This window comes from Mucilaginibacter sp. NFR10 (assembly GCF_900100445.1).
GTDB lineage: Bacteria > Bacteroidota > Bacteroidia > Sphingobacteriales > Sphingobacteriaceae > Mucilaginibacter > Mucilaginibacter rubeus.
On the sequence record NZ_FMTV01000001.1, the window covers coordinates 125,792 to 148,973 of the forward strand.

17 protein-coding genes are annotated in these 23,182 nt (G+C 38.3%); 13 read left to right on the top strand and 4 right to left on the bottom strand.

All coding sequences use genetic code 11. From position 1 onward, the window contains the following. Positions 1–3: 3 nt before the first annotated feature. Positions 4–2,946, top strand: a complete 2,943-nt coding sequence (locus BLP33_RS00565; RefSeq protein ID WP_090523659.1) for a DNA polymerase III subunit alpha — start codon at positions 4–6, stop codon at positions 2,944–2,946. Between the two features lie 5 nt (positions 2,947–2,951). Continuing rightward, complete coding sequence (locus BLP33_RS00570; RefSeq protein ID WP_090523662.1) at positions 2,952–3,188, top strand: hypothetical protein; 237 nt, start codon at positions 2,952–2,954, stop codon at positions 3,186–3,188. Between the two features lie 37 nt (positions 3,189–3,225). On the opposite strand, the gene BLP33_RS00575 is transcribed toward BLP33_RS00570, so the two are convergent. After that, a complete protein-coding gene (locus BLP33_RS00575; protein ID WP_090523665.1) occupies positions 3,226–5,202 on the bottom strand; it encodes a DUF2779 domain-containing protein in 1,977 nt (658 codons plus the stop codon). Next, complete coding sequence (locus BLP33_RS00580) at positions 5,192–6,226, bottom strand: helix-turn-helix transcriptional regulator (protein WP_090523668.1); 1,035 nt, start codon at positions 6,224–6,226, stop codon at positions 5,192–5,194. The genes BLP33_RS00575 and BLP33_RS00580 overlap by 11 nt, the downstream gene beginning before the upstream one ends. A gap of 107 nt (positions 6,227–6,333) precedes the next feature. Here BLP33_RS00580 and BLP33_RS00585 point away from each other — a divergent pair, with 107 nt between their 5' ends. The 11 genes from BLP33_RS00585 to BLP33_RS00625 all read left to right on the top strand — a co-directional run bounded on the left by BLP33_RS00585 (position 6,334) and on the right by BLP33_RS00625 (position 18,679). Then, complete coding sequence (locus BLP33_RS00585) at positions 6,334–6,831, top strand: Pycsar system effector family protein (protein ID WP_090523670.1); 498 nt, start codon at positions 6,334–6,336, stop codon at positions 6,829–6,831. Then, entirely contained in the window at positions 6,828–7,832 is a 1,005-nt protein-coding gene (locus BLP33_RS00590) for an adenylate/guanylate cyclase domain-containing protein (protein ID WP_090523673.1), read from the top strand. Before BLP33_RS00585 ends, BLP33_RS00590 begins: the two co-directional genes overlap by 4 nt. Next, the gene (locus BLP33_RS00595; protein ID WP_090523675.1) at positions 7,822–8,499 is read left to right on the top strand and encodes a YecA family protein; all 678 of its coding nucleotides are present in this window, start codon (positions 7,822–7,824) and stop codon (positions 8,497–8,499) included. The genes BLP33_RS00590 and BLP33_RS00595 overlap by 11 nt, the downstream gene beginning before the upstream one ends. A gap of 242 nt (positions 8,500–8,741) precedes the next feature. Continuing rightward, a complete protein-coding gene (locus tag BLP33_RS00600; protein WP_090523678.1) occupies positions 8,742–9,929 on the top strand; it encodes an exodeoxyribonuclease VII large subunit in 1,188 nt (395 codons plus the stop codon). A gap of 532 nt (positions 9,930–10,461) precedes the next feature. Next, positions 10,462–11,124: a hypothetical protein gene (locus BLP33_RS00605; protein WP_090523680.1), complete on the top strand. Its 663-nt coding sequence runs from the start codon at positions 10,462–10,464 to the stop codon at positions 11,122–11,124. A 78-nt stretch (positions 11,125–11,202) separates the two neighbouring features. Then, positions 11,203–11,331: a hypothetical protein gene (locus BLP33_RS27760; RefSeq protein ID WP_256382327.1), complete on the top strand. Its 129-nt coding sequence runs from the start codon at positions 11,203–11,205 to the stop codon at positions 11,329–11,331. Positions 11,332–11,335: 4 nt separating this feature from the next. Further along, positions 11,336–11,503, top strand: coding sequence for a hypothetical protein (locus BLP33_RS27270; RefSeq protein WP_175489878.1), 168 nt, complete (start codon positions 11,336–11,338; stop codon positions 11,501–11,503). Between the two features lie 4 nt (positions 11,504–11,507). After that, positions 11,508–12,575 (top strand): DUF932 domain-containing protein, encoded by a 1,068-nt coding sequence (locus BLP33_RS00610; RefSeq protein ID WP_090523683.1) that lies wholly within the window; start codon positions 11,508–11,510, stop codon positions 12,573–12,575. A gap of 207 nt (positions 12,576–12,782) precedes the next feature. Next, positions 12,783–14,225 carry a hypothetical protein gene (locus tag BLP33_RS00615; RefSeq protein ID WP_090523685.1) on the top strand — a complete coding sequence of 481 codons (1,443 nt, stop codon included), beginning with the start codon at positions 12,783–12,785 and terminating at the stop codon, positions 14,223–14,225. Positions 14,226–14,426: 201 nt separating this feature from the next. Then, positions 14,427–17,378 carry an McrB family protein gene (locus tag BLP33_RS27825; protein WP_305777674.1) on the top strand — a complete coding sequence of 984 codons (2,952 nt, stop codon included), beginning with the start codon at positions 14,427–14,429 and terminating at the stop codon, positions 17,376–17,378. Beyond that, positions 17,375–18,679, top strand: a complete 1,305-nt coding sequence (locus BLP33_RS00625) for an McrC family protein (protein WP_090523688.1) — start codon at positions 17,375–17,377, stop codon at positions 18,677–18,679. Before BLP33_RS27825 ends, BLP33_RS00625 begins: the two co-directional genes overlap by 4 nt. A gap of 166 nt (positions 18,680–18,845) precedes the next feature. Here BLP33_RS00625 and BLP33_RS00630 read toward each other — a convergent pair whose 3' ends face one another. Further along, positions 18,846–20,066: a hypothetical protein gene (locus BLP33_RS00630; RefSeq protein ID WP_090523691.1), complete on the bottom strand. Its 1,221-nt coding sequence runs from the start codon at positions 20,064–20,066 to the stop codon at positions 18,846–18,848. A 49-nt stretch (positions 20,067–20,115) separates the two neighbouring features. After that, a complete protein-coding gene (locus BLP33_RS00635) occupies positions 20,116–23,016 on the bottom strand; it encodes a TrlF family AAA-like ATPase (protein ID WP_090523694.1) in 2,901 nt (966 codons plus the stop codon). Positions 23,017–23,182: the final 166 nt, after the last annotated feature.

A 23,182-nucleotide genomic window follows, 5' to 3' on the forward strand; every position in this document is an offset into this window, starting at 1 on the left:
GTTATGTATCTGAACGTCCATTCCCAATATAGCCTTCGCTATGGCACGATGTCAATCCCTACATTAGTAGATGAGGCGGCTGCGCGTGGTATAACCCAAATGGTATTGACTGATATCAATAATTCTACTGGTGTTATGGAATTCATGCGGGAGTGTGATGAACGTGAAATAAAACCTATAGCAGGTATAGAATTTCGCAGAGAAAAACACTTGCTATATATCGGCATCGCGCAAAATAGAGAGGGTATGCGTGAACTGAATGAGTTTTTAAGTGAACATAACCTTGAAAAAAAGCCTTTGCCGGAAACAGCTCCATTATTCAAAAATGCTTACACTGTTTATCCCTATAGTTACAATAAAGAATTAAGAACTAATGAGTACCTGGGTATTCGCTACGATGAATTGAATAAACTTTACGGCAGAGATTTAAGCCTGATTAAAAAAAAACTGCTGGCCTTACAGCCGGTTTTTGTGCTCGATAAGGTTGAATATCGATTACATGAATACCTGCGAAGCATTGATTTGAATACAGTGCTTACACTGGTTAAGCCAGCCGATAAATGCGCACCTACTGATATGTTTTTACTACCAGGCCAGTTGGAAGCTAAATATGCTCAATATGCTTTTATTTTAGATAATACACGCAACTTGATGAATAGTTGTGTGATGGATTATCCTAAAGGTCGCATCAACCTCAACCGGCGAACATTTACGGGTAATAAAGAGAACGACAGGGAATTGCTTGAAAAGCTTGCAATGAGCGGGTTGGCATATCGTTATGGCAAGAGCAATAAAGAAGCGCTTAAAAAAGTCAGACATGAGTTGAAAGTGATTGATGAACTGGATTTTTGTGCTTACTTTCTGATTACCTGGGATATTATCCGTTATTCCTCTTCGCAGGGTTATTATCATGTAGGGCGAGGTTCAGGGGCAAATAGCATAGTTGCGTACTGCCTGAAAATAACAGATGTAGACCCTATAGAGCTAAACTTATACTTTGAACGCTTTTTAAATGCACAGCGAACTTCGCCACCCGATTTTGACATTGACTATTCGTGGGATGAACGGGAGGATGTTCAGGATTATATCTTTAAACGATATGGCAATTTACATACGGCCTTGCTGGGCACAATGTCAACCTTTAAAGATCGAAGTATAATCAGAGAAATTGGGAAAGTAATGGGTTTACCCAAAGCAGAGATTGACAGCTTTACAGATTCCCGTAAAGCCGCGGCTAACCGTAATAACCCAACTTTCAAAAAGATCACTGCCATCTACGAACGTATGTCGAACATGCCTAACCAGCGTTCCATACATGCAGGCGGTGTATTGATTACCGAAGAACCTATTACTTATTATACAGCCCTTGACCTACCGCCTAAAGGAATGCCAACCGTTCAGTGGGATATGTACGAAGCTGAAAAAATTGGTTTTGATAAATACGATATTTTAAGTCAGCGAGGTATTGGTCATATCAAAATGGCTGTTCAATTGGTTGAAGAAAATCAGCAGCGCAAAATTGACATTCACCAGGTAAAGGTTTTCATGAAAGACCCGAAGGTAAATGCTCAGCTTAAAAGTGGTAACACTATAGGGTGCTTTTATATAGAATCTCCGGCCATGCGGCAGTTAATTAGAAAATTGGAATGTGACAATTACCTAACGTTGGTCGCTGCCAGTTCTATTATCCGGCCAGGAGTAGCAAGTTCAGGCATGATGGGCACTTATATCAAATACCATCATGCTCCCGAAACTGTCAATTATCTGCACCCCGTAATGAAGGAGCAACTGGAGGAAACGTATGGGGTGATGGTTTATCAGGAGGATGTGATCAAGATTTGTATTCACTTCGCCGGCATGGATGGTACAGACGCCGATATACTAAGACGCGGAATGAGCGGAAAATATCGTTCAAAAAAAGAGTTCGACCGTCTCGTCGAACGTTTTTTTGAAGAAGCAAAGAAACTTGGCCGGCCTGATGACGTAGTAGCCGAAGTATGGCGGCAAGTATCATCATTTGCTGGCTACAGCTTCAGCAAGGCGCACTCGGCCAGTTTCGCGGTAGAAAGCTATCAGAGTTTGTTTTTAAAAACTTATTATCCAAGGGAATTTATGGTGGCTGTACTTAACAATTACGGCGGTTTTTATGCACGGTATCTTTATATCCATGAATTAAAAAAAGCAGGAGCTGTTATCCACCTGCCTTGTGTTAACCATAGTGATAGCATCGTCAACATTCAAGGCGTTGACGTTTACCTTGGTTTTGTTGGAGTGCACGGTTTAAACGAAGCATTTATCAATTTGATACCCGAGGAACGGCGGGAAAACGGCGCATACCAAAACTTAGAAGATTTGATTAAACGAACTGGCATCGGCTTAGAGCAAGCCATCATATTAATTCGTGTGGGGGCTTTACGATTTACAGGCAAAAGTAAAAAAGCGCTGCTTTGGGAAGTTCACCTCTTAATGGGTGCGAAAGTTAAAGTGACCAATGATGTTGAACTATTTGCAATTGAGCCTAAAAATTACAGCCTGCCAGTTTTAGTAAATACGTCGCTGGAAGATACTTACCATGAACTTGAACTGCTTGGTTTCCCTGTAACCATGACCAGTTTCGATTTGCTTCAAACCGATTATCGAGGTGAGGTCTATGCGAATGACCTGATTAATCATATCGGCCAGCAAGTAAAAATGGTTGGCTGGTATGTTTGCGAAAAGACAGTTAAAACAAAAACGGATAAACTCATGTGGTTTGGTTCCTTCCTTGATGTGGAAGGAAACTTTTTTGATACTGTACATTTTCCAAATACAACCAAAGAATACCCGTTTACCGGCGCTGGATGCTATTTATTATACGGAAAAGTGGTTGAAGAATACGGCTTTGCCAGCATTGAAGTGCTAAAGTTTGCAAAGCTGCCAATATTAGAAAACCCTGTTATCAATTAAAAATTATGAACGAACGATTTAAAATGAACTGTGAAATTGCTAACAAACAGGTAGAACTACAATTCGACTTAAAAAAAATACCTGGTGAAAAAGGCCCTTGTTTTATGGTTACGGTTGATGGTATGTTTAAGGGATACGTTACGAAGGAACAATCTGGTAACTATGGACAACTAATGAACTCAAATTTTGCGGACGCGGAATTACATGTTATTAATGAAGAATTGCGAAAAATATCTAATTAAGGCAGCCTAACTATTATTCAATTATCGTAATAGTGTGTCAGTTTAGCATAGCTTTCCAACCTTCCCATATCATGACCATAGCCAGTGTATCCAGTTCACAATAACGTAATAAAGATTTTCTAATCTTAGCTCTTTCTACATCACCCATTTGTGTAAACTGCATACGGGAATAAGCCATCATCGCCGCACCACCTTCATTAATCTCGGCCGTTTCGTCCATGATCATCGAATCCAGCAACTCTTGGTCTACGCCAGCAAATACTGGGTCCAGCAGTTTATAGGGGTTTACCACTTTGCCTTGTTCATCAAGTTTTATCCACGTTTGGTCTTTAAAATTCAAACTCGGAATTTTCTGGCCGTAAATAGGTTGGCTGTATTTTTCTTTTAGAAAATCACTATTATTTAAGATTGCAGGCAATATCTGTTTAATAGAATTAGAGCCACGGCATTCCGCTGCGAAATAGTATTTTTTTACCCAATCCCATAAATCAATCATATCTCTGTCGCCTTTCCATTTCAGGGTGTTGTCACCAGTTGAATGGGTAATGGTTTTTATCCAGGCGCAAAGTGAATCTCTATCCGCCTCTTCTGATAAATGAAGCTGCTCATGTATTTTGTTCAATACAGTATTCTCATGATTGGAATACCGAAAGATACTACCTTTATCACCCTCCAGGGCTAACTTCAATTGGCGTATAAAATCAAAGTTAGGAAAGCGGCCCTGCTGGTCATCCAGCCACTCGTCTTTATGCTCTAGCCGACCATCTTCATGCAACAAGTGATGAGAAAATTGAAAGGCGACCTGTTCGTAAGGTCGACGGCCTTTGTTAAACGGAATAGCAACCGCACTAGTTTCAAAATCAATAAAGTGCAAAGGGTAAACAACCCCTGCGAATTTTTCCTCTAAACCATCTTTGTCAAAGTGGATTTCCGGACTGGTCTCCGCGGATTTCGTGACTTGCAACCATTGCCGATCTACCCGGCTCAAGCCCGAGTCTAAATGTGGCTTCACTTTCTCAGCTTCCAGGTCGGCACGCGAAAGTTGGGCTAAAAAGTATTTTTTATCGGCGAAATAATTGTCCTTTTTCCTGAAGTCCCAAAGTTCCAAAATATGCGGGCGCGCAAAGTCATCCATCGTAAAACCCGCGGCACGCTGCCAGCATTCTTTAAAACCACTCTTTAAACCTAAAGCTTCTTCTTCCTGGGTCGCGTGAAACTCACATTTACCGCATCGGCCCAACAGTTTGCCCTGAATCACATTTCCAGCTTGGTAATTGTCTGCATAAAAGTGCACCCATTGCTTAAAAGTCTTTGGATCATCCGCCTCGAAGGGCTTATCTTCGAAAAGTTTGTTACAAATGTCATCAACATTAACTGCACACAATAGGCGTTCACCCAATGCTGCGAGTGAAACATCTCCAGTTTGCAGGATCAACCTACGACCATTTTCGTCCTCACTTAGCATAAACAGTTGGTTCAGGCCGTCGACCGTAGCGCGTTTGCTTTTATCTGCCAACATCAGGTAGGCCCGGACATCATAACCCGGTTTACTGCATTGGACTACGTATTTTTGAAAGGCAACGTCATAGACATATGGCTTCCATTTAGTGACGATGCCTTTGGTATTGGTAAGTGTATCATTTGCTTGATCAAAAGATTTGGCTTTTACCTCGTAAAGTTCCAGGCGATTACCTTTTTTGACCAGCACATCAGCCCGGATAAAAAGGTTCTCGAATAAAAAAGCGGCCTCGTAAATAGTCACCTCCTCTTGCGCCATTAGGGCATCAGTTTTGGCTAGCGCTGTCGCGTAATCTAATTCCCTTATTTCTACCCCTCCAGGGAAATAGCATTTGGCCAATTCGCCCACTTGATAGCCGCCTTCTGCAAGCGCTGCCAAAAAAGAGTCGTTAAGTTTTTGGTCCGGATAGGCTTTATTACCGGTGTAAAATAGTTTAGTGGGACATTCCAGCGCTAACTTGAAGCGGGACTTGGTCAGGTAACGGTTAGGATTCATCGGTGAAAGTTAAAGGCTCATTCAGTTCAGGGTAGTTGTTATGGATCTTTTTAGAGATTTTAACAATTTGTTTCTTCAGGTGTAAAGGTGCAATCACCGTCACTTTCGCACCATAGCCCAAGATGATACCGATCAATTCAAAATTGACGATCAGGCGCAACTGGATCACCAGGCCATCTTTGTCATCGGAAATAATTTCCTGTGACCGGTGCATTTTCTGCGTTTTTAAATAATGGCCTTCGGAAGGAATGAATTTAAGTAATATATCCTCTACTAACTGATCTTCTAAATTGATGCCGATGCAATCGCTTAAATAATCACGATCAACTGCGAAACCTTTGTTGTATTCACAAGCGGTTGTCGATAAAGAAACGATCCGATCAAGTCCATAGGTTCGCATATCCTTTTTTTGCTCGTTGTAGGCAATCACATACCAGCGATTGCGATACTCTTTCAGTAAATAGGGATGGATATCGAATTTCTCGGGCTTCGCACCAAATTTTTGATAACTGAGCTTAAGGCATCTTTGGTGTTGAATGGCGTCAGTCAACTGATCCATAAACTCCATTCCGGAGGCTAGCGGTGTACGTTCAAAATCTATAAACTCAAAAATTGAGCCTTCCCTAATTTTACCTTTTTCTACCACGTCTATTACCTTGCCGATCGTAGTCACTAATTCACTAAGCAAGGGCACGTTCCGGTATTGGTTCAATGTAGAGGCCGCCAGCTTTAAAGATTTTATATCATTGGCGGAAAGCGGCAATTTATCTATGGAATAGGTACTGTCCGTATAGTAGTAGCCATCATTTGCTTTGGAATGCTCAATTGGAGCATGATACTCCAACAAGCTGCTCTGCCGCATTAGCCGAATATCCGCAATAACGGTACGGGTCGAACACGGAAGCTGAGTCAGTTCACGGATTTCTTCGGCCAACTTTTCTTTTGACCAATATTTTTCTTTTCTGTGGCAAAGGCAATCGTTGATCACCCTGATACGCGCCAGTATATTTAGGTTGACAGGCAAGGTTTATAAATTAAAATCAAATAAATATAAGAAAAAAAGCAGCACGCATATACAGTGCGTGCTGCTCCTATACTTTTGTTCTCAAGCCTACAGTTGGGCTTTGTTTTATGGAGAAGGAAAGATTACAATTTAATATGCAACGTTTTGATACTTACTATAATAGTGTCAATAGTAAATGTGGCGTATTTCTCGCGCTAAGCACATTTATTGTCGGGGGCTTGGCAACAGCTTACTCACCAATCATTACAGCTGTGGAATGTGGCTGGTGTATACACTTACTCATGATAGTATTGATCGGATTAGGCGTTACCATTATGATTTTAGTAATTCTTGCTTCTACCCCGTTTCTTGATAGCAAAAAGAAGTCTCTGTTATATTTCGGGTGCATAGCCGATATGGGACGGGAAACATTTATTAACAAATCCCAAGCCTCCAGCGGGGAAGATGACTTGACCGATCTGCGTAACCAGGTCTATGATCTGGCGACTGGTTTAAAATCTAAATTTGTGCGTTTGCGTTGGGCCGGCTGGCTTTTTACTGCTCAGTTCATCCTATTTGTTCCGCTTTTAATCACCCTAATATATAATTTAAAGAAGACCCCATGAACATCTATGAGGATTACCTGCAACCTATCCGCAAAGCGATTGCGGCAGATGGACAGACCCGGACATACAGCGAACTTGCTGGTGGCAATGTCAGGAATAAAATCAACCTAAAGGCTTTGAACGAGGCGGTGCCCGAAAAAAGGTTGTTGCCGAGTTTGGAACAATTTGCAGACATGGTAGGCTTGAAGCCGGATTTTACACAAAAATTGGGTTCCCATCCTGATTTTGCACATTTAAAACATACGGAAGATACCGAGGAACATTACATCGTTTCTATGTTCGTTGATGTACGGCGCTCAACGCAACTTTACGGTCGTTATGAGCCGGCTACTGTATTTGTTATCAATAACGCGATACAGCGTGCAGCTATACATACCGCCCTGATATTTGGCGGTTACGTACATCGTTTACAAGGAGACGGGCTCTTTGCCTACTTCGGCGGTAAGAACATGTCTATCAAGGACGCGGTTAACCGGGCTTTACAATTTGCCAGTATTTATTCCTATTTTGTTAAACATGACCTTAAAGAAGTGTTTGAAGAACAAGGAATTGAGCAGATATACACGCGCATAGGCGTTGATCTTGGCTATGATGAAGATGTCGTTTGGGCTATGGCGGGAATAGGCGAAATCAGTGAAGTGACAACATTCAGTTTGCACACTAATTTAGCCTCAAAGATGCAGGCCAACGCCGTGAGTAACGGAATAGTCATAGGCGATCACATCAAAAAGGAAGCTGCCTTGTTGCAGGAGTTTTTTTCTCCCGTTTGCCTGCGTACCGGCAAAGAAGCAGATCGCTACATTTTCGAGATACCGAAAAAAGGGTTTAGATATACGCAACATGATTTCGACTGGCTGAAGTTTTTAAAAAAGCAAGATTATATCGCTTCTGATTTTTACGGCAACATTCAGCTTAAAAGAAAACAGGCCCCGGCGGTTTACGCCAACTCTAATAATTTAGCACCAATAGCCGTGAAGAGCAAGCCTTACTATGATTTTTAACAAGCCTTCACTTTTTGAAAAGGATTTTGCTGCTATCAGTAATTTATATCCTAAGCTCCGCTATTCCCTGAATGAAAAGTATAAAAGCTGGGTTATCTCAGGTCAGTTGGACATTTGTGACGCAACTGGGCTTTACTGGGATACTTTCGAAGTCCTGATCATTGTACCAAATCCCTATCCTGTCCATGTACCAGACGTATTTGAGATAACCAGCATTATACCACGAACAGAAGCCTGGCATATTTCTGAACATGGTCAATGTTGCCTAGATATACCGCACAATTTGAAATTGGCATTTAAGCGAGGGATGCGCCTGGCAAACTTTATGCATGAAAAGGTATATCCGTATTTCGCAAACCAATTACATCGCCTGTCCCGCCAAGACTACGCTGGTGAGGAATATGATCATCGTTTTGAAGGGGTAAAACAATACTATTCGGAGACATTGAATTTGTCAAAAAAGGGAGATGCAAAGCGATTCATTAAAGCAATTTTAGAAAAAAAAATTCCTGGCCGCAATGAAATGTGTCTTTGCGGTAGAAAAAAAAAATTGAAAAGATGCCATTTGGCAACCTTCGAATTGCTAAGTGAGTTAGGCACTAAAGTACTTGAGGAAGATTACAAGAATTTTGAATTATTAGAATGCGAGGAAATCAATAACAATTAAGTTTGTAAAGTCTTTTTTAAACGACTGGTTCAAATGCATGACTAATTGATAAAGGCTTGATTTCAATAAACTGCCTGTATAAATGTAGCCGCTGAACTTATTTTCTCAAGGTATTAAACATGAGGTGCAACACTGATTAATTTTCCTTTGAAGTCACGCTGATTTATGTACTAATATTTTTTAATATCGTGCATCTATTTCAGAATCGCTCAAAATAATGGTTATTTCTACCTTTGTAGTAGATGGAAATTGAAAACTCAGTTATAATAACCTATTCGCCGGCGGCGGTGTTAAACCTGTTTAACAATTCTATATCCATCAATCAAACTAAGCGCATTGTACAGCTTAAAGGAATTTATGTTCAGGGCAAAGGCAATCAATATAGTGGATATTATTATGATACGTTTCGGGACGAAGCTTCCGATGCTGCAATCACGATCTTAGTCCCTCCATTGATACGAAACGAGTTACAGCCAAATAAAACGATAACCGTAAATGGATTTGTGACTCGCAGAGTTATTAATACTTCCGGAAGCATTCAAATACAGCTAACGGTTACAGACCTGGTTGAACAAACCCAAAACAAATACAATGATGAAGATTTAAAAAAAATTGAATTAATGCAGCGTAAGGCTGTAACTGGTTATCGTGACGTTTATAGTTGGCTTAAAGAAAAAATTATTCAGGAGGAACCATTCAAAATAGGTGTTATTATTGGAAAAACAGGCATCATCGATAATGATATCAAACATCAGTTAAGGGAATCTATAGGATTTTATGATTTAAGTTTTCACCGGATCAGCCTTAGTTCGGAAGAAGAAATCATCACTACACTTGACCGCCTTGAAAATGAAAATTACGGTCTAATAGCGGTATCGCGCGGCGGTGGCGACAACCTGGAGATTTTTAACCGGCCAACGATCGCAGAAAAGGCCGCAGGCCTTAGGCCTTTATTTATTACCGCCATCGGACACAAAGACGACAATACTTTATTGCAGAAAGTAGCTGACAAAGCATTTATTACGCCTTCTGAATTAGGACAATTCTTAAATGATGTTTATAATCATACTGTTGAAGAGTTAGAAAATTCTAAAGCCAAACTAATTGAATCAGTGAAAACGCAGCTTACTGCTAATTATCAAACGCAAATTGATAACCTGAATGAAAAATTAAAAGCCAACGAAGAACTAAGATTGAAGACTTTAGGTGATTTAGAACAGGTTTACAAGGAAAAGATAAACGTGCTTAATACGCAATTGGCAGGAGATCAAAAAATACAGACAGAGCGGATTGGTCTTTTGAATGAGCAGATAAATACCTACAAAAACCAGCTTAACGAACTGAAAAATAAATCATCTGTTAATTGGACAGCGATTATTGTTGCCATTATAGTGGGTATAATTATCGGTATTTTAATTAAAGGACGTTAACATATGGCTGCCCCTTGGACGGGCTTTACGCTATATCTTTTCGATGAAAAGGATGCCACTCCAATCCCTTGCAGAATTATAGCATACTTATCAAATTCACTACTGCACTTTTGCTACGCGGCAAGAGCATTCGGTTTTAATAAACGGGCTCGAATCTCCCATTAAGAGCATCTTTCAGGACTTCACTCGTTTACCCGCTACATTTCATTACGCTGGGAAAAGCTTCGCTTGCCTTCACTCTGCACTTAATAGACTGCTAAAATATCAGATGCTTTTAAGATGCTATTTTCCAAAGAAAACGGACAAAAGCGGCGTCAAGATCGGTCAGCCCGGTCGTACGAACGCATAATGTCCTTCGCTGCGCTGCGGCCACCCTTCGGGACTTATAGTTCTCCCGCCCGTGCTTTACGACCGCCTTTTTGACTTTCTTTTTTACCGTTTTTTCTTTTGAAAAATAGCTTTTCAGGGAAAGTCTTCGGGAAAAGAGGGAAACAAAAAATCAAATTTTTAACCCTTTTAAATCATTCAAAAAATGAAAACAGCAGAAAAAAATGCAAACGGTGTACAAGGTGCAGCAGCAAAAAGCAACCAAACAGTTAACCGTATCGAAAACCGCCCAAGCCTTACAGGAAAGGAAGCCAAACAAGATGAAACCGCTAAAAATCAAACACCTGCCCAAACTTCGCAAGTTGAGAAAACCAACCCAGCCGAGGTTGAGACCAGTAGCCCCGCTACAGTGGATAACCAACCCGCTAACGTTGCGCCTTTTACCAAAGGACAAGGCATAGACGAGCCAAAATCAGAACCCGCCAAAACCGAAGAAGTAAAAGCAGATGAAGCGAAAGCAGCAACCGTTAAAGCCGACGAAGTAAAAGCCGAGCCTAAAAAGTTCGCTTTGAACTTAGAGCAAACCTTAAAATCGGTGGAGGGTTTGCACCGCCTAAGCATTCAGCGCATCACCTTATTATCCCGTATCAAATTACTGGAAGATTTTGAGGTGAAACTGATTGAGGAAAACGACGAACTGGAAAATAACCCTTATCAGGGTTGCAAACTGATTATCAAAGATGATAAAGGCCGGGAGTTTGTCACCAATACGCCGAACTTAATCCGCATGGTTTCACAATTCATTTTCGATGCCTGCCACGAAAAACTGGCCGAAATAGAAGCAAACATCATTTTCCCCAATGCTTAAACAGAATATGCTCCCATCCCGAAAGCTATCGGGATGGTGAGCATTTTTTTTATGGTTTCACAAAAAACAGCAATTCCTATGTACGAGCAATTTGTAGAACTGACCAACCAAATATTTTGGGATGGTTACGCCGAAACATTAGCGAAAGAGAACCCCGCAAGGTTTCAGTTAGAACTAAGTGATTTTATGAATACCTACCAATTTTAAAGCAATGGAGGACACGATTTTTTTACTGGTGAAAGTGAAAATTAAAACCAGTTACCAAAGCATACACGATGCTATTGCCGAACTGCAAGCCGAAACGGATTACACCATTGGCAGCACCGAAAATGTACAGGTTATTGAAACGCAAATAATTGACTTAAAAACTAAAAATTAACATCATGGCACATCAAATAAATTTTAATCAAAAAACAGGCAAAAACAGCTTTATGAGTGTAAAAGAAAAAGCCTGGCACGGGTTAGGACAAACTATAGACCGTTACCCAACTAGTAGCGAGGCGATACAGCACGCGGGTTTGGATTATATTGTCGAAAAACGTCCTTTGTTTACCTATGATACCGCCAACCATTTAGGGGAGGGTAGCGATGATATAATGATCCCCGAAATAGAAGTGCCTAATTTTTTTGCAACCGTTCGGGCAGATACCGAGCAGGTTTTAGGTGTAGTTGGCAACGATTATGAAGTAGTGCAAAACCGTGATGCATTTTCGTTCTTTGATGAAATCGTAGGCGGTGGCGATGGTATTTTATACGAAACTGCAGGGGCATTGGGAAACGGTGAGCGGGTGTTTATTACCGCTAAATTGCCCGATTATATCCGTGTTGGTGTAAAGGACTGGATAGAGCAGTATTTGTTTTTGACAACTACGCACGATGGTTTAGGAAGCATTACCGCAGCTTTTACACCGATTAGGATAGTTTGCAACAACACACTAAACGCTGCTATGAATAACCATTCAGGGGCAATTAAAATACGTCATACCGCCTCCGCTACCGAACGCTTAAAACAAGCCCATACACTTATGGGTATCAGCAAATCTTTAGGCGGTGAAATGGAGGGTTTATTTAATCAGTGGGCTAAGGTGCGTATTTCCGATGCCGAGGTTAAAAAATTGATACAGATTGCAATGGCACCTAATAAAGAGGTTTTAGAAAACTTAGCCGAGGGTAAATTAGATTTGCTATCTACCCACTACACCAATATAGTTGATAACGTGTTCGAGTACGCATTAGGTAGCCAGACCCAGCAGATGGAAACCACAGCCGGAACGGTGTTTGGTGCTTATAATAGCGTAACAGGATATTTTCAAAACGTGCGCAGTTTCAAAAGTGATGAAGCTAAGTTTAAATCTATCATGGACGGCACGGCCAAACAACGGGCGCAAAATGCCTTTAATCTTTGCCGTGATTTTGCGGTACATGGTAGTGATGCCCTGATTTACAATTAATCATAAAAGGGGGAGCAATCCCCCTTGTTTTTTAAATGCCCGGCGGCGGGCTATCGCCCGCCCGAAGAACGCCCCCTGTTTTCTTATGGTTTAATGATCTTTGGTGAAAACAGTGGGCGGTTTTAAGACATTACACATTCGAAAATTTGAAATCCTAAACCTTCTAAAATCGGATATTCAGTAACTTTGCATCTAAAAATAAATCTTATGAATATCTGCTATTTGTGCGGCGAAAACATGATCGAACGTACATTATACGATGCCGATCCGAACGCATTTGACATAAAACCAAAACTCAAACATGACGAGCATATATTGCAAGATGCCATTTACGGTAGGTTAATTGCAAATGATATTCTTTGCGAAACATGCGGTAGTAAGCTATCTACAGAAATAGATGCCGATTTCGTAAAAATATTTCAAACGCTTACCGAACAATTTTCGTCAATACTTGCTTCTAAAACGAAAGGCAATAATTTTGTCCGCTCCCTCCACGGCCACGTTATTTTAAAGAATCAGGAAAAGATTGAAGTATTTATTAAAGAGGGTAAAATTTTCCCATCACGACCGTTTTACGACCAGCCGGAAAATGGCATTGTAAAAGTTTACGGCGAAGAAAAAACCGCAAAGCAATTTGTCAACAAGGCAAAAAGCGATTTAAAAAAGAGTGGTGTAGATATAGAAACACTAAAATTTGAAGTTGTTAATGATTTACAGGATCATGTGGAATTAGGAATTAATTTTTCAGAAGGCATCGAGGACTTCAACAAAAAGTTCAAAATGGGTTTTGTAAAAATTGCTACAGGATTTGCAGCTAAAAACGGTGTAAGTCGAGAACATCTTACAAATGCAATTGATACCAAGACAAATAAATTTGTTGATGTAGCATGTTTAGTGCCTTTTGTTGGATGGGATATATTAAATTTGATTTACGATCCTTTACGATTGGCTATTGAACCAGAATATCCTACACATACACTCATATTGTACGTTGATAAATCTGCAAAGTCACATAAACTTGTATGTTACATAGATTTGTTTAGCACTTTTCAATATTATGTTATACTAAATAATGATTATAAGGGGCCGGATGTACATGACAGCTACTATCAAACAATAACACGTCTGGAAAAGCCGGAAGTAAATATAAAAGCAACAAGGCCTAAGCATCTATTAATTGTGCAAGAACTTTTAGGAGTTAAGCATCATGAAACTAGTGGTATGAATTTAGAGCAATTGTATGATTACCTTGAACAACGCTATGCACAATGGAATGTCACATATCAACTTGACCTTGGTACAACCTTAAAGGGTGTTTGTACAAAATTAATAATGAACATCATAGCAAGTCAAACTGGAAAAACAGATTTATTAACAGGGTTGGAAAAGGAGTTGGCGGATGCTATGCCTACTCTTGACGGTGGCGATTTTATTACCCTACAACAAGAATTTACACGGATAGAAAATGGTGATCCTGCTAAGTTTTATCGTCAGAACTATTTAGAGTTTGAAGCTAGCGATGGTATTAGTATCGTTTCCACTCTGCATAAAATGGTCGAGTTGCAACATGAAAAGCCAGAATTATTTCCTAAATACAATCATGCGAAATTTTACCAGCTTCAACATTTTATAGCTAATAATAAAGTATAATTCAAATTTTGTTACATTGCCTTAAATTTGGTGAATTCTACATTCACCTTGTGATAAGGTTTAGGTTAAAAGTCCCTTGCAGCGAGTGCTAAGGGACTTTTTTTGTTGTTCGTTATACTTCAGCGGCCTTCTACCATTAGGGGTATTGTTTGATTGATAAATTTTAATTATTAATATTGACAGCCTAACATAAATAACAATATGCCCTTTGAACCTGAAAAAATCACTAAAGAACATATCATAAAAGCTACGAAAATACTTGATAGTGGTGAAATAGGTATTCGACCTTCTATAAAATTTGATGTAATTGTAAATGGGAAAGCGTATCCTCCTAAAGATTTAATGCGACTTGCACACGAGGAAGCTACAGGAGAATATCTATGGCAACCTGGTGGTGGAGAACCAACAAATAGATATCTTACTAAATTGGGGTTTGAAATCCGTGAAAAGAACAATTCGGCTGACCCAATAGCGAACTTAGTAAAGATTTATAAAGATCGGGTGAAGGCCTCTGGGAATGCAGATGAAGTTTACAAATTTGATCTTATAACAGATTTCCAGAACAAATGGGATATTGATGCTCCTGATTTTTTCGGGATGTTTAAGCAAATAAATTTTTCTAACTTGCTATTTTTTAACGCGATAGGAGTTATTAGAGAGGTTGCGGCAAGATACCCTGAAGAAGTACGGGAGGCTTTTAGAGTTTTATACTATGATGAAATTATACTGACAGAAAGAATAAAACGATTTCAAACTGCGATTTCAGATATATATGCCAGATTAAAAAATTTGAATCACAATCAAGATGAGCGGACCATCGCAACTTATTTAACGTTTCACAACGCATCTATTTACACCTATTATAAATCGTCGTTTTATTCAAAATATTGCAAGTTATTAAACATCAAGAAAGCCAAAGCTGGTGATCGGTACATTCATTATCTTGAATTAGTAGATCAATTGATTGAAAATTATATTGATGAAGATGAAGAGTTGAAGCAAATGCATGCCAAATACCTCGAAAATAGCAGCTTCAAGGACGAGAAGTTTAAAATTTTAGCCCAAGACATTCTTTATCAATCATTGGATTTGGCTCAGCCAGAGGTCGTCAATTATTATATTGGTGGTTCGGTTTGGCAGGATGCTAAGCCGGCTGATCAACTCACACGATTCTTAAAAGACGGCATTTGGGAAAACGGATATGACGGAAAAAATTTAGACTTGGTCAAGTCTATCAAGCCAAGTAGTAAAATAGCGATTAAAGCCGTCCACACCATCGAAAAAACGAAATCCGTTATGACTATAAAAGCTCGCGGTGAAGTTGTGGAAAATGAGGATGATGGAAATGTCCTTAAAGTAAATTGGGAAGAAGGATTTAAACCTTTCGTAGTAAACTTCTCTGGAGGGTATTGGCAAACCATTCACTCGGTGACTAATCCGGAGCACATTGACGCTATTTTCAATAATTCAGCACAAAAACAGTATCCTGTACAAGCCTCAGAAGAACATCTATTTATGTCAAATGCTCCTTTGAATCAAATATTATTCGGACCTCCCGGAACTGGTAAAACTTACCATACTATGAATAAAGCGCTGGAGATTGTAGGCATCAATACAGCTTCCCTTGACCGCAATGGGATAAAAGCAGAATACGAAAAACGAGTAGCAGCCGGGCAATTCGTATTTACTACTTTCCACCAGAGTATGAGTTATGAAGACTTTATTGAAGGTATCAAGCCAAATGCAGAAACCGATGAAGGCGGACAAATTCGATATAAGATAGAAGATGGTATTTTAAAGCGGTTATCACGAAAAGCAGTAGCAGAATATTATCGACAAGATATAAGCAATAAAAAGCAGAATAGCACACCAATTGATCGGTTACAATTATATGATGAAGCATGGGATCACTTGGTTAAATCTGTACAAGAGAACTTAGATAATGGAAAAACCTTAGAACTTTCATCTTCAAGCGGGAAAACTTTAGATGCTATTAAAATTACCGCTCAAGGCAATATATTAGTTAAGCCTAGAAGTGAGAATGCAGAAGAGTACACGGTTTCATACACACGGACACAAAAGCTATTTGAAGCTTATCCTGATTTAAGTGTGGTCAAGAATATTGATAAAGAATTTAGACAGGTTATAGGTGGAGCAAATGCAACAACTTATTGGTGTGTAGTTGATTATCTTAATAATTGGATAAAGCAAAAACAAAACACCAAAGCCCCGATTGCCGAAGTTATTCAGGTTAACGAAGCGTTGGTTAAGTTTGATAATCAAATCGTAAAGGATAATGTGAAAGCCAATGTAAAGCCCTATGTACTTATAATCGATGAAATCAACCGTGGCAACGTATCTAAAGTATTTGGTGAGTTGATTACCTTAATAGAAAAGGACAAACGTTTAGGACACGAGGAAGCAATTGAGGTTACGCTACCCTACAGTAAGGAGAAATTTGGCGTTCCTGCAAATCTTTATATCATTGGCACGATGAATACCGCAGACCGTAGCGTTGAAGCATTAGATACAGCATTAAGGCGACGTTTCAGCTTTGAAGAAATACTACCTAACCCCACTTTACTATCTCCTGCTGCATTATATTGGAAACTATTATGGGACTATAAAGATGTCTCCTGGGAGGACGAGAACTTTATTACGAAAGAAGAAAACCTTTTAGAGCTTTTGGGAGCGAATGATGACCTGTGGAAAGCAAGAAAAGAGATTTGGGACGACATGGAAAAAGAAGGAAGAGATGAAAAGCAGATTTCATATTTCGATTCATATATTTTTAGTGGGGTGAGCTTGCAGCAAATATTAAACACCCTAAATAAACGTATTGAGGTATTAAAAGACAGGGATCATCAAATTGGGCACGCGTATTTTATAAATGTATGCAACTTAGCCGATCTGATGGCTGTATTTAAAGACAACATAATACCATTATTACAGGAGTACTTTTTTGGAGACTACAATAAAATTCAATTGGTTTTGGGAGATGGATTTATTACTTCGTCTTCAACCGAAGTTAAGTTCGCTATTGAAGAAGATGATGAATATGCTGACAGAATAATATATTCAATTGCGAGAGAGGTCTTCGAGACCGAAACAAAGTTTGCTACTGCTCTCGAGCGGATGAATATCACTAAATGAAACGCGCGATACTTCAATTTTTTGAATACGATCGAGTGAAATTTAGCTCATTTTACTCTTTAGCTAATAGTGATACACGCATTAAGTTTTCTCAAGGACAAATTAGCGCCCTCAGAAAGTATCATACATTATCAGCCGGATTGTATTATGATTTAATTGACAACGGAATCCGCTTTAAGGAACAGGTAGGAGTAATACAAGTGGGAGACTTAACCATAGAAGTATTACCTAAAATTGACCGAAAAGAGGACAACGCATCTAAATGGCATGATATATTGCTGGATATGCTTAAAGAGTGTAGGTTTATAGACCCTCATTCCACCGGTTATGCTAATTTGAAACTTAAACGAAACTCAGTATTGGAATTGTATTTTGAAAAATACGTTACCGAGTTAGAGAGATTACTACATCAAGGGTTAATTAAAAAATATCGTACAGAGGAAGGCAATCAAACTGCGCTTAAAGGTAATCTGCTATTTGCGAAGCATTTGCAGCACAACTTAACACATGCGGAAAGATTTTTTGTAAACTATACCATCTATGATGCAAATCACCGTCTTCATCAGATTTTGTTTCAAGCTTTGGAACTCGTGGGCGATTTAGCCCAAACTAATTTGAGCGACAGAATCAATACACTTTTGGTGCAATGGCCCCGCAGTAAGCCTGTTTTAATTACACCAGGCATTTTTGACACTATACCAGTTAACCGTAAAACCCAACCCTACCATGAGGCATTAATGATTGCAAGGATGATACTACTAAATTACCATCCCGACTTAAGAGGTGGAAGACACTCAATATTGGCATTAATGTTTGACATGAATGAGTTATGGGAAGAATTTATCTTTCGGCGACTTAAATCAATGGAAAATAAGTTAAACTGGAAGGTAAATCGTCATAAAGGATTAAAATATTGGGTTGGAGATTCAGGTTCAAAGAAGCTAATTCCCGACATTGTTATTCATCAATCAGAGGGCAAAAACAACATTGTAATAGACACTAAATGGAAGTGTCCAAGTAGTAACAAACCTGATGATAATGACCTTCGGCAGTTACTAAGCTATAAGCTTTACTACAAGGGAGACGAAGCTTATTTACTATACCCTTGCAGTAGAAATATAAGCAGTAAAATAGAGGGCGAATATGCCAACCGGACGCATCAAACTGATAGAGTTGTTTTTAAAGATGATTTAGACTTACACGGTGGTTTGTTATTTATTAATATATTAAATGGTAAAAGGTTAGTTGAGCGAAAACAGTTCCTTAACAATTGGAACGATCTTTTTGTAAAAATGCTTTAAATACTAAGAACTGCAAAGTCAACATTTAAGATAATTCAGGTGATATTACTTTGCGATTTTAATAGTTACAGAAAATGCGCTGATTAAAATTATCGATAACTTCAAAAAAGTCCATATCCACTTTAATGGGCTGGAAAAAAATTCACTAACAAAATATTGCCCTAATTTAATCTAAGGCTTCCTTAGCTAAAAATTTGCGAAGAATGGCTTTACTGCGTTCCGGCATATATTCGGCAGCAATTGACTGAAGAGCTTCAGCTTCTAATAATGACCCGCAACCGGCCTGTCGAAATAATTCACTAAGGTCATGATCTTCATGGATGCGGTATGCGGTAAATGTGGAAAGTTTGTCTATTTCTAAATATTTTTTGTCACGTTTTGCCAACCCGGTTAATGAACGTAAGCGCCTTCCTTCAGGTGTACCGTCATTAGTAAGAAATAAAAAGGTAAGGATTACTAATTTATCGTCGTGCATCGTAGTTACCAGATAGCCGACTTTATATTCATACATATTGTACTCAATCAAAATTCGACCATCAACTTTCACATAATTTACCGGTTGTTCGTAAAGGCTGAAAAATAAATGAGCATGAACGTTTTCTGCTTTTAAACCGAGCCGTTCATCTAAGCGCTGGAGTGCGTGCCGCTGTATATAAAGTGGTAACGGTTCATCCGTCACGGAATGGATGCCCAAAGCTGATGGTCGAAACTTCACCTGTAAACTTATTCCCTTTGGAACAAACCTATTTACTGCAATTATTTCACGTTTATATCCTTCAATAATTACCTTATCAACTATTGGCCTAAAAAAATGTACGAATATTGCATTTGGTGTTGCCGCAAGTTTTCGAAGGTTAGTTTGTGTCCGATCCGCGTGTAAGAATCCATCATTATAATTACCGTTACGTAAATCAGCTACAAACAATATAGAGGCAAGCTGATCTATCAAATATCCGTAATAGCTATTAGATGTAATCAAAAATGGGTTGAAAGCTGTTCGCAGTTCTTCCGACCGATCGAAGCGATTTGCAGAAATTGAAGATATGAAATGTATTAGCGTTAAACCCTCGCTAAGCATGGTTTTTAAAGGGATGCTAAACTCATGAATGTCAAAAGCAGGAACGTTTAATAACTCAGATAAGGACGTTCGGTAGTTTGTGAAGCGTCCTGGAGGCATTATCACGCCTGGACCCAATTTGATTGTTAGAGGTGGGTAGCGTTTTCCATAAAGATTATCAATTTCAGCTTTCGGAATTATCTCAAACCAGCCAGGGCCTACCAATTTATCACAAACCATCTTTACACGCGACATGTAATCCTTTTTGTGTTTTGCCTGGTCGGCTAACGGATTAGCCTTAATTTGGCTTTTCGCTCTCTTTTTACTCAAATGGATACTTTATTATATTTATATGAAAAATCAATTTTGCCCTGTCCCATTAACTTTTGAAGCCGTATTTTCTTTCTCTATACCTAAACGCATCTTCCCCTCCTTCTAAGATATCACAAACATGTTCCCTTATTCCCATTTGTTGCAAAATCCCTGCATTAGATTCATTTTTAAATGTATGTTCTAATGAACCCGCTACATATTCAAATTGAAATTTATCATTGGTCTTACCTTTGTCTTGACCATTTTGATTTGCAACGATTACCAATTCGGAGTCTGTTGAAACTACTAAGTTCGCATTGTGGGTAACCAAGATAATTTGTCTTTGAAATTTTTTATTCTTTATAAAAGTGTTAAGATCATTAAAAATGGTTCTATTATCTAAATTATCCTCGGGTTGATCAATTAGTATAGGATGCTCAGCATTACTTAAATGAAGAATAATTTGCATAAGAACTAAACCGCGTTTACCCGGAGACATTTGAAGTATATCGTCCGCATTATATATGATGTTATATTTAAATTTATATCTATCCTTAAGTAATTGAGTAATTGCTTCCTTAGGGCCGAAACCAGACCTAAATTTTATCCCGTTCTTGTCAGGTTGCCAAACCTTATCATACATTCCTTCAACATGTTTTATATAATCAGCTTCATTGTAAACAAAATCGTTAGCGGTATTAAAACAATTTCCAAAAAGGTTATTAAAATTCAACCTTCCATCAAGTGTTCCACAAAAACCGTTTTGGAAACCAGGAACATCTATTGTTAAAGAAGTTTTAAGTTGCAGTCCATTTCCTATCTGAGATAAATCAGAGCTTTGCATTTTAGCGAGAATTACTTGGTAATGGCTAACCAAAGTTTTTACACCTGTTAAAATTGCTGCCTTTAGCGCTGAACCCTCATCTTTGATTTTATTTAGTTGCTTCTGTTTTTCATCAATTTGTTTAATCTTATTTTGTTCTGACAGTAGTTTTAAATTTAGGGAATTAAGTAATGTTTGATTTGTAATTTTGGTGCTAAATTCTTTAAATCCTTCATCAACATTCTCTAAACTTAATTGTCTCGCACCCGACATTGTTTGGAAAGTTCTACTGATTAATTCGTACTTATTAATCAATTCATCGAATAATTTGTCTGATAATTTTTGATCAGCATTTAAATTTTCATTGATATAGACATGGGCAGCCTTATTATCTTGGAAGATGTCCCATGTTTCGGGTAGTTCCCTCAAAGAGTTTTTCGTTTGTTCCTTAAGCGTTAACAATGCTTGTAAATATTCATTACATCGATCTAAATAAACGTCGATCTTCTCTTTACTTCTCAAAAGGGCCGATTGTTGCTTTTTAAGTTTTGCAAAACGTATATCTTCATCAGGAGTAAAGCCTGCTTTCTGCTTTAAATCATTTATCTCATTATTTATTAGTAATATATTAGATTCAATTGCTGCTTTATCGCCGATACCTTTTAATTCTTTATAGGCTGTTTGATAATTATCTTTTACTATAAATATTCCGTTGATGTTATTGCTAATTTCGAGATTGGTTTGTTGAATTTTAGCGTCGTATGATTCCTTTAATTGCCTGAACTCTACATTTTGAAGTAAAATACTTTCAATAAGGTCAGCTAAGTTTTTTTCACCTTTTTGTTCAGCCAAATGGTTAATATACATCTGTGGTATATATGTTATTTGGCGCGATTTGGTGTCGATTAGATCATTAAGTTTATTTACTACACCATCTTTCCAATGAACTTCGAAGTCAAAACCCTTTACTCGACTTTTAAGGTCAAATTCCTTTTCACCGACTATGCCTAATTTCTCTGTAACTTGTAATGGATCGACAGATTTAGCGATGTGGTAAAGCAATAGTGATTTCCCAGATGATTTCCCACCAATTATCACATTAAGATTTTCATTTAATAGAATAGGCTCATTTGAAAAGAATAAAGTGTCTTTATCACCTAAAAATTTCAAAGAACTGATAACATTGTAACTTGTTTTGGAGGCTGGCCTTTCATCTTGAATGGATATCCTTGTATCAGGTTCATAAATTATTTGTTGAAGGCCTTCAAAAGTTGGATCTCCTTTTATCCAAGTATAACATTTACCAATTCGGTCCTTCTGTGAATTTTTTGAAGAATTGTAATGTGCATCGCTACAATCTAATAGTAGATTGTTAACCCCTTGTTCCGATAATTTATTCTTAGCATTAAGTGCAGCCGTCGGCGTCTCAGAACTGATGAACACAAGGTCAACCTTATTGATAATGTCTTTTTTTTCTCCAATGCTCTGATCATTCCAAGATAAACTTTCCCATTCAGTTTTCCCTACAGCGGTAATGGCCTTTCCCTTCAAATACGTATTTTCAGTAAGCAAGGTTATAATGTCTTTTTCTTCCAGATTTAAATTGTTAAATCCTTCAATCAAATCTGAGCCATAATTAATCAATTGTTCTATAGAAACTGATTTCTTTATCGCGGCGCCCAAATCAATTAAACTTTGCTTAGTAATTAAACCATTCCATACTATTCCTGAATGCCCTGGTGTCAACTGATATTTGGCACTGAGACCATTCAAAAACTGACTTTCAATTACATCTGGTGAAAGTTTATCCGAGAACAAAACGTGAAAATTGACTCTTTTAAAATCTTTATGACCAGCAAATTTTTTGACTCTAAACTCAACTACCGGAAACAATGTCTCAATATTTTTTAATCTACCAGCTGCACGGTATTCCAAAACTTTTTTATAACCATCAATAAATAGATAATCATTAATACCAATTACTTTAAATTCCGCTGGTAAATTTTCCAAATCCTTTATATAAGTTTCCCATACATCTTCACCTTCACCTGCTGCAAAATGTTGTACCATTGAAAATGGTGTGTGAACATGTAAATCCCATTTGCGCCATTCTGAACCATTAGGAAACTTAAAATTAATACTCATATTAAAAGGTTTAGTATATGCATAGTAGTATAAAGGTGACAATAAATATCAATTTATATATAAGATATATAGCGATTTAAAAAAATAAAAGTTATTAAATGCATGCAATTGAAATATTTGTACAACAATGGAAGAGTAATCTTCGCCTTGAAAATTAATTAGCAAC

Coding starts and splice junctions, on each gene's coding strand:
- BLP33_RS00565 (WP_090523659.1), top strand. CDS start 4: ATGTATCTGAACGTCCATTCCCAATATAGCCTTCGCTATGGCACGATG.
- BLP33_RS00570 (WP_090523662.1), top strand. CDS start 2,952: ATGAACGAACGATTTAAAATGAACTGTGAAATTGCTAACAAACAGGTA.
- BLP33_RS00575 (WP_090523665.1), bottom strand. CDS start 5,202: ATGAATCCTAACCGTTACCTGACCAAGTCCCGCTTCAAGTTAGCGCTG.
- BLP33_RS00585 (WP_090523670.1), top strand. CDS start 6,334: ATGGAGAAGGAAAGATTACAATTTAATATGCAACGTTTTGATACTTAC.
- BLP33_RS00590 (WP_090523673.1), top strand. CDS start 6,828: ATGAACATCTATGAGGATTACCTGCAACCTATCCGCAAAGCGATTGCG.
- BLP33_RS00595 (WP_090523675.1), top strand. CDS start 7,822: ATGATTTTTAACAAGCCTTCACTTTTTGAAAAGGATTTTGCTGCTATC.
- BLP33_RS00600 (WP_090523678.1), top strand. CDS start 8,742: ATGGAAATTGAAAACTCAGTTATAATAACCTATTCGCCGGCGGCGGTG.
- BLP33_RS00605 (WP_090523680.1), top strand. CDS start 10,462: ATGAAAACAGCAGAAAAAAATGCAAACGGTGTACAAGGTGCAGCAGCA.
- BLP33_RS27760 (WP_256382327.1), top strand. CDS start 11,203: ATGTACGAGCAATTTGTAGAACTGACCAACCAAATATTTTGGGATGGT.
- BLP33_RS27270 (WP_175489878.1), top strand. CDS start 11,336: ATGGAGGACACGATTTTTTTACTGGTGAAAGTGAAAATTAAAACCAGT.
- BLP33_RS00610 (WP_090523683.1), top strand. CDS start 11,508: ATGGCACATCAAATAAATTTTAATCAAAAAACAGGCAAAAACAGCTTT.
- BLP33_RS00615 (WP_090523685.1), top strand. CDS start 12,783: ATGAATATCTGCTATTTGTGCGGCGAAAACATGATCGAACGTACATTA.
- BLP33_RS27825 (WP_305777674.1), top strand. CDS start 14,427: ATGCCCTTTGAACCTGAAAAAATCACTAAAGAACATATCATAAAAGCT.
- BLP33_RS00625 (WP_090523688.1), top strand. CDS start 17,375: ATGAAACGCGCGATACTTCAATTTTTTGAATACGATCGAGTGAAATTT.
- BLP33_RS00635 (WP_090523694.1), bottom strand. CDS start 23,016: ATGAGTATTAATTTTAAGTTTCCTAATGGTTCAGAATGGCGCAAATGG.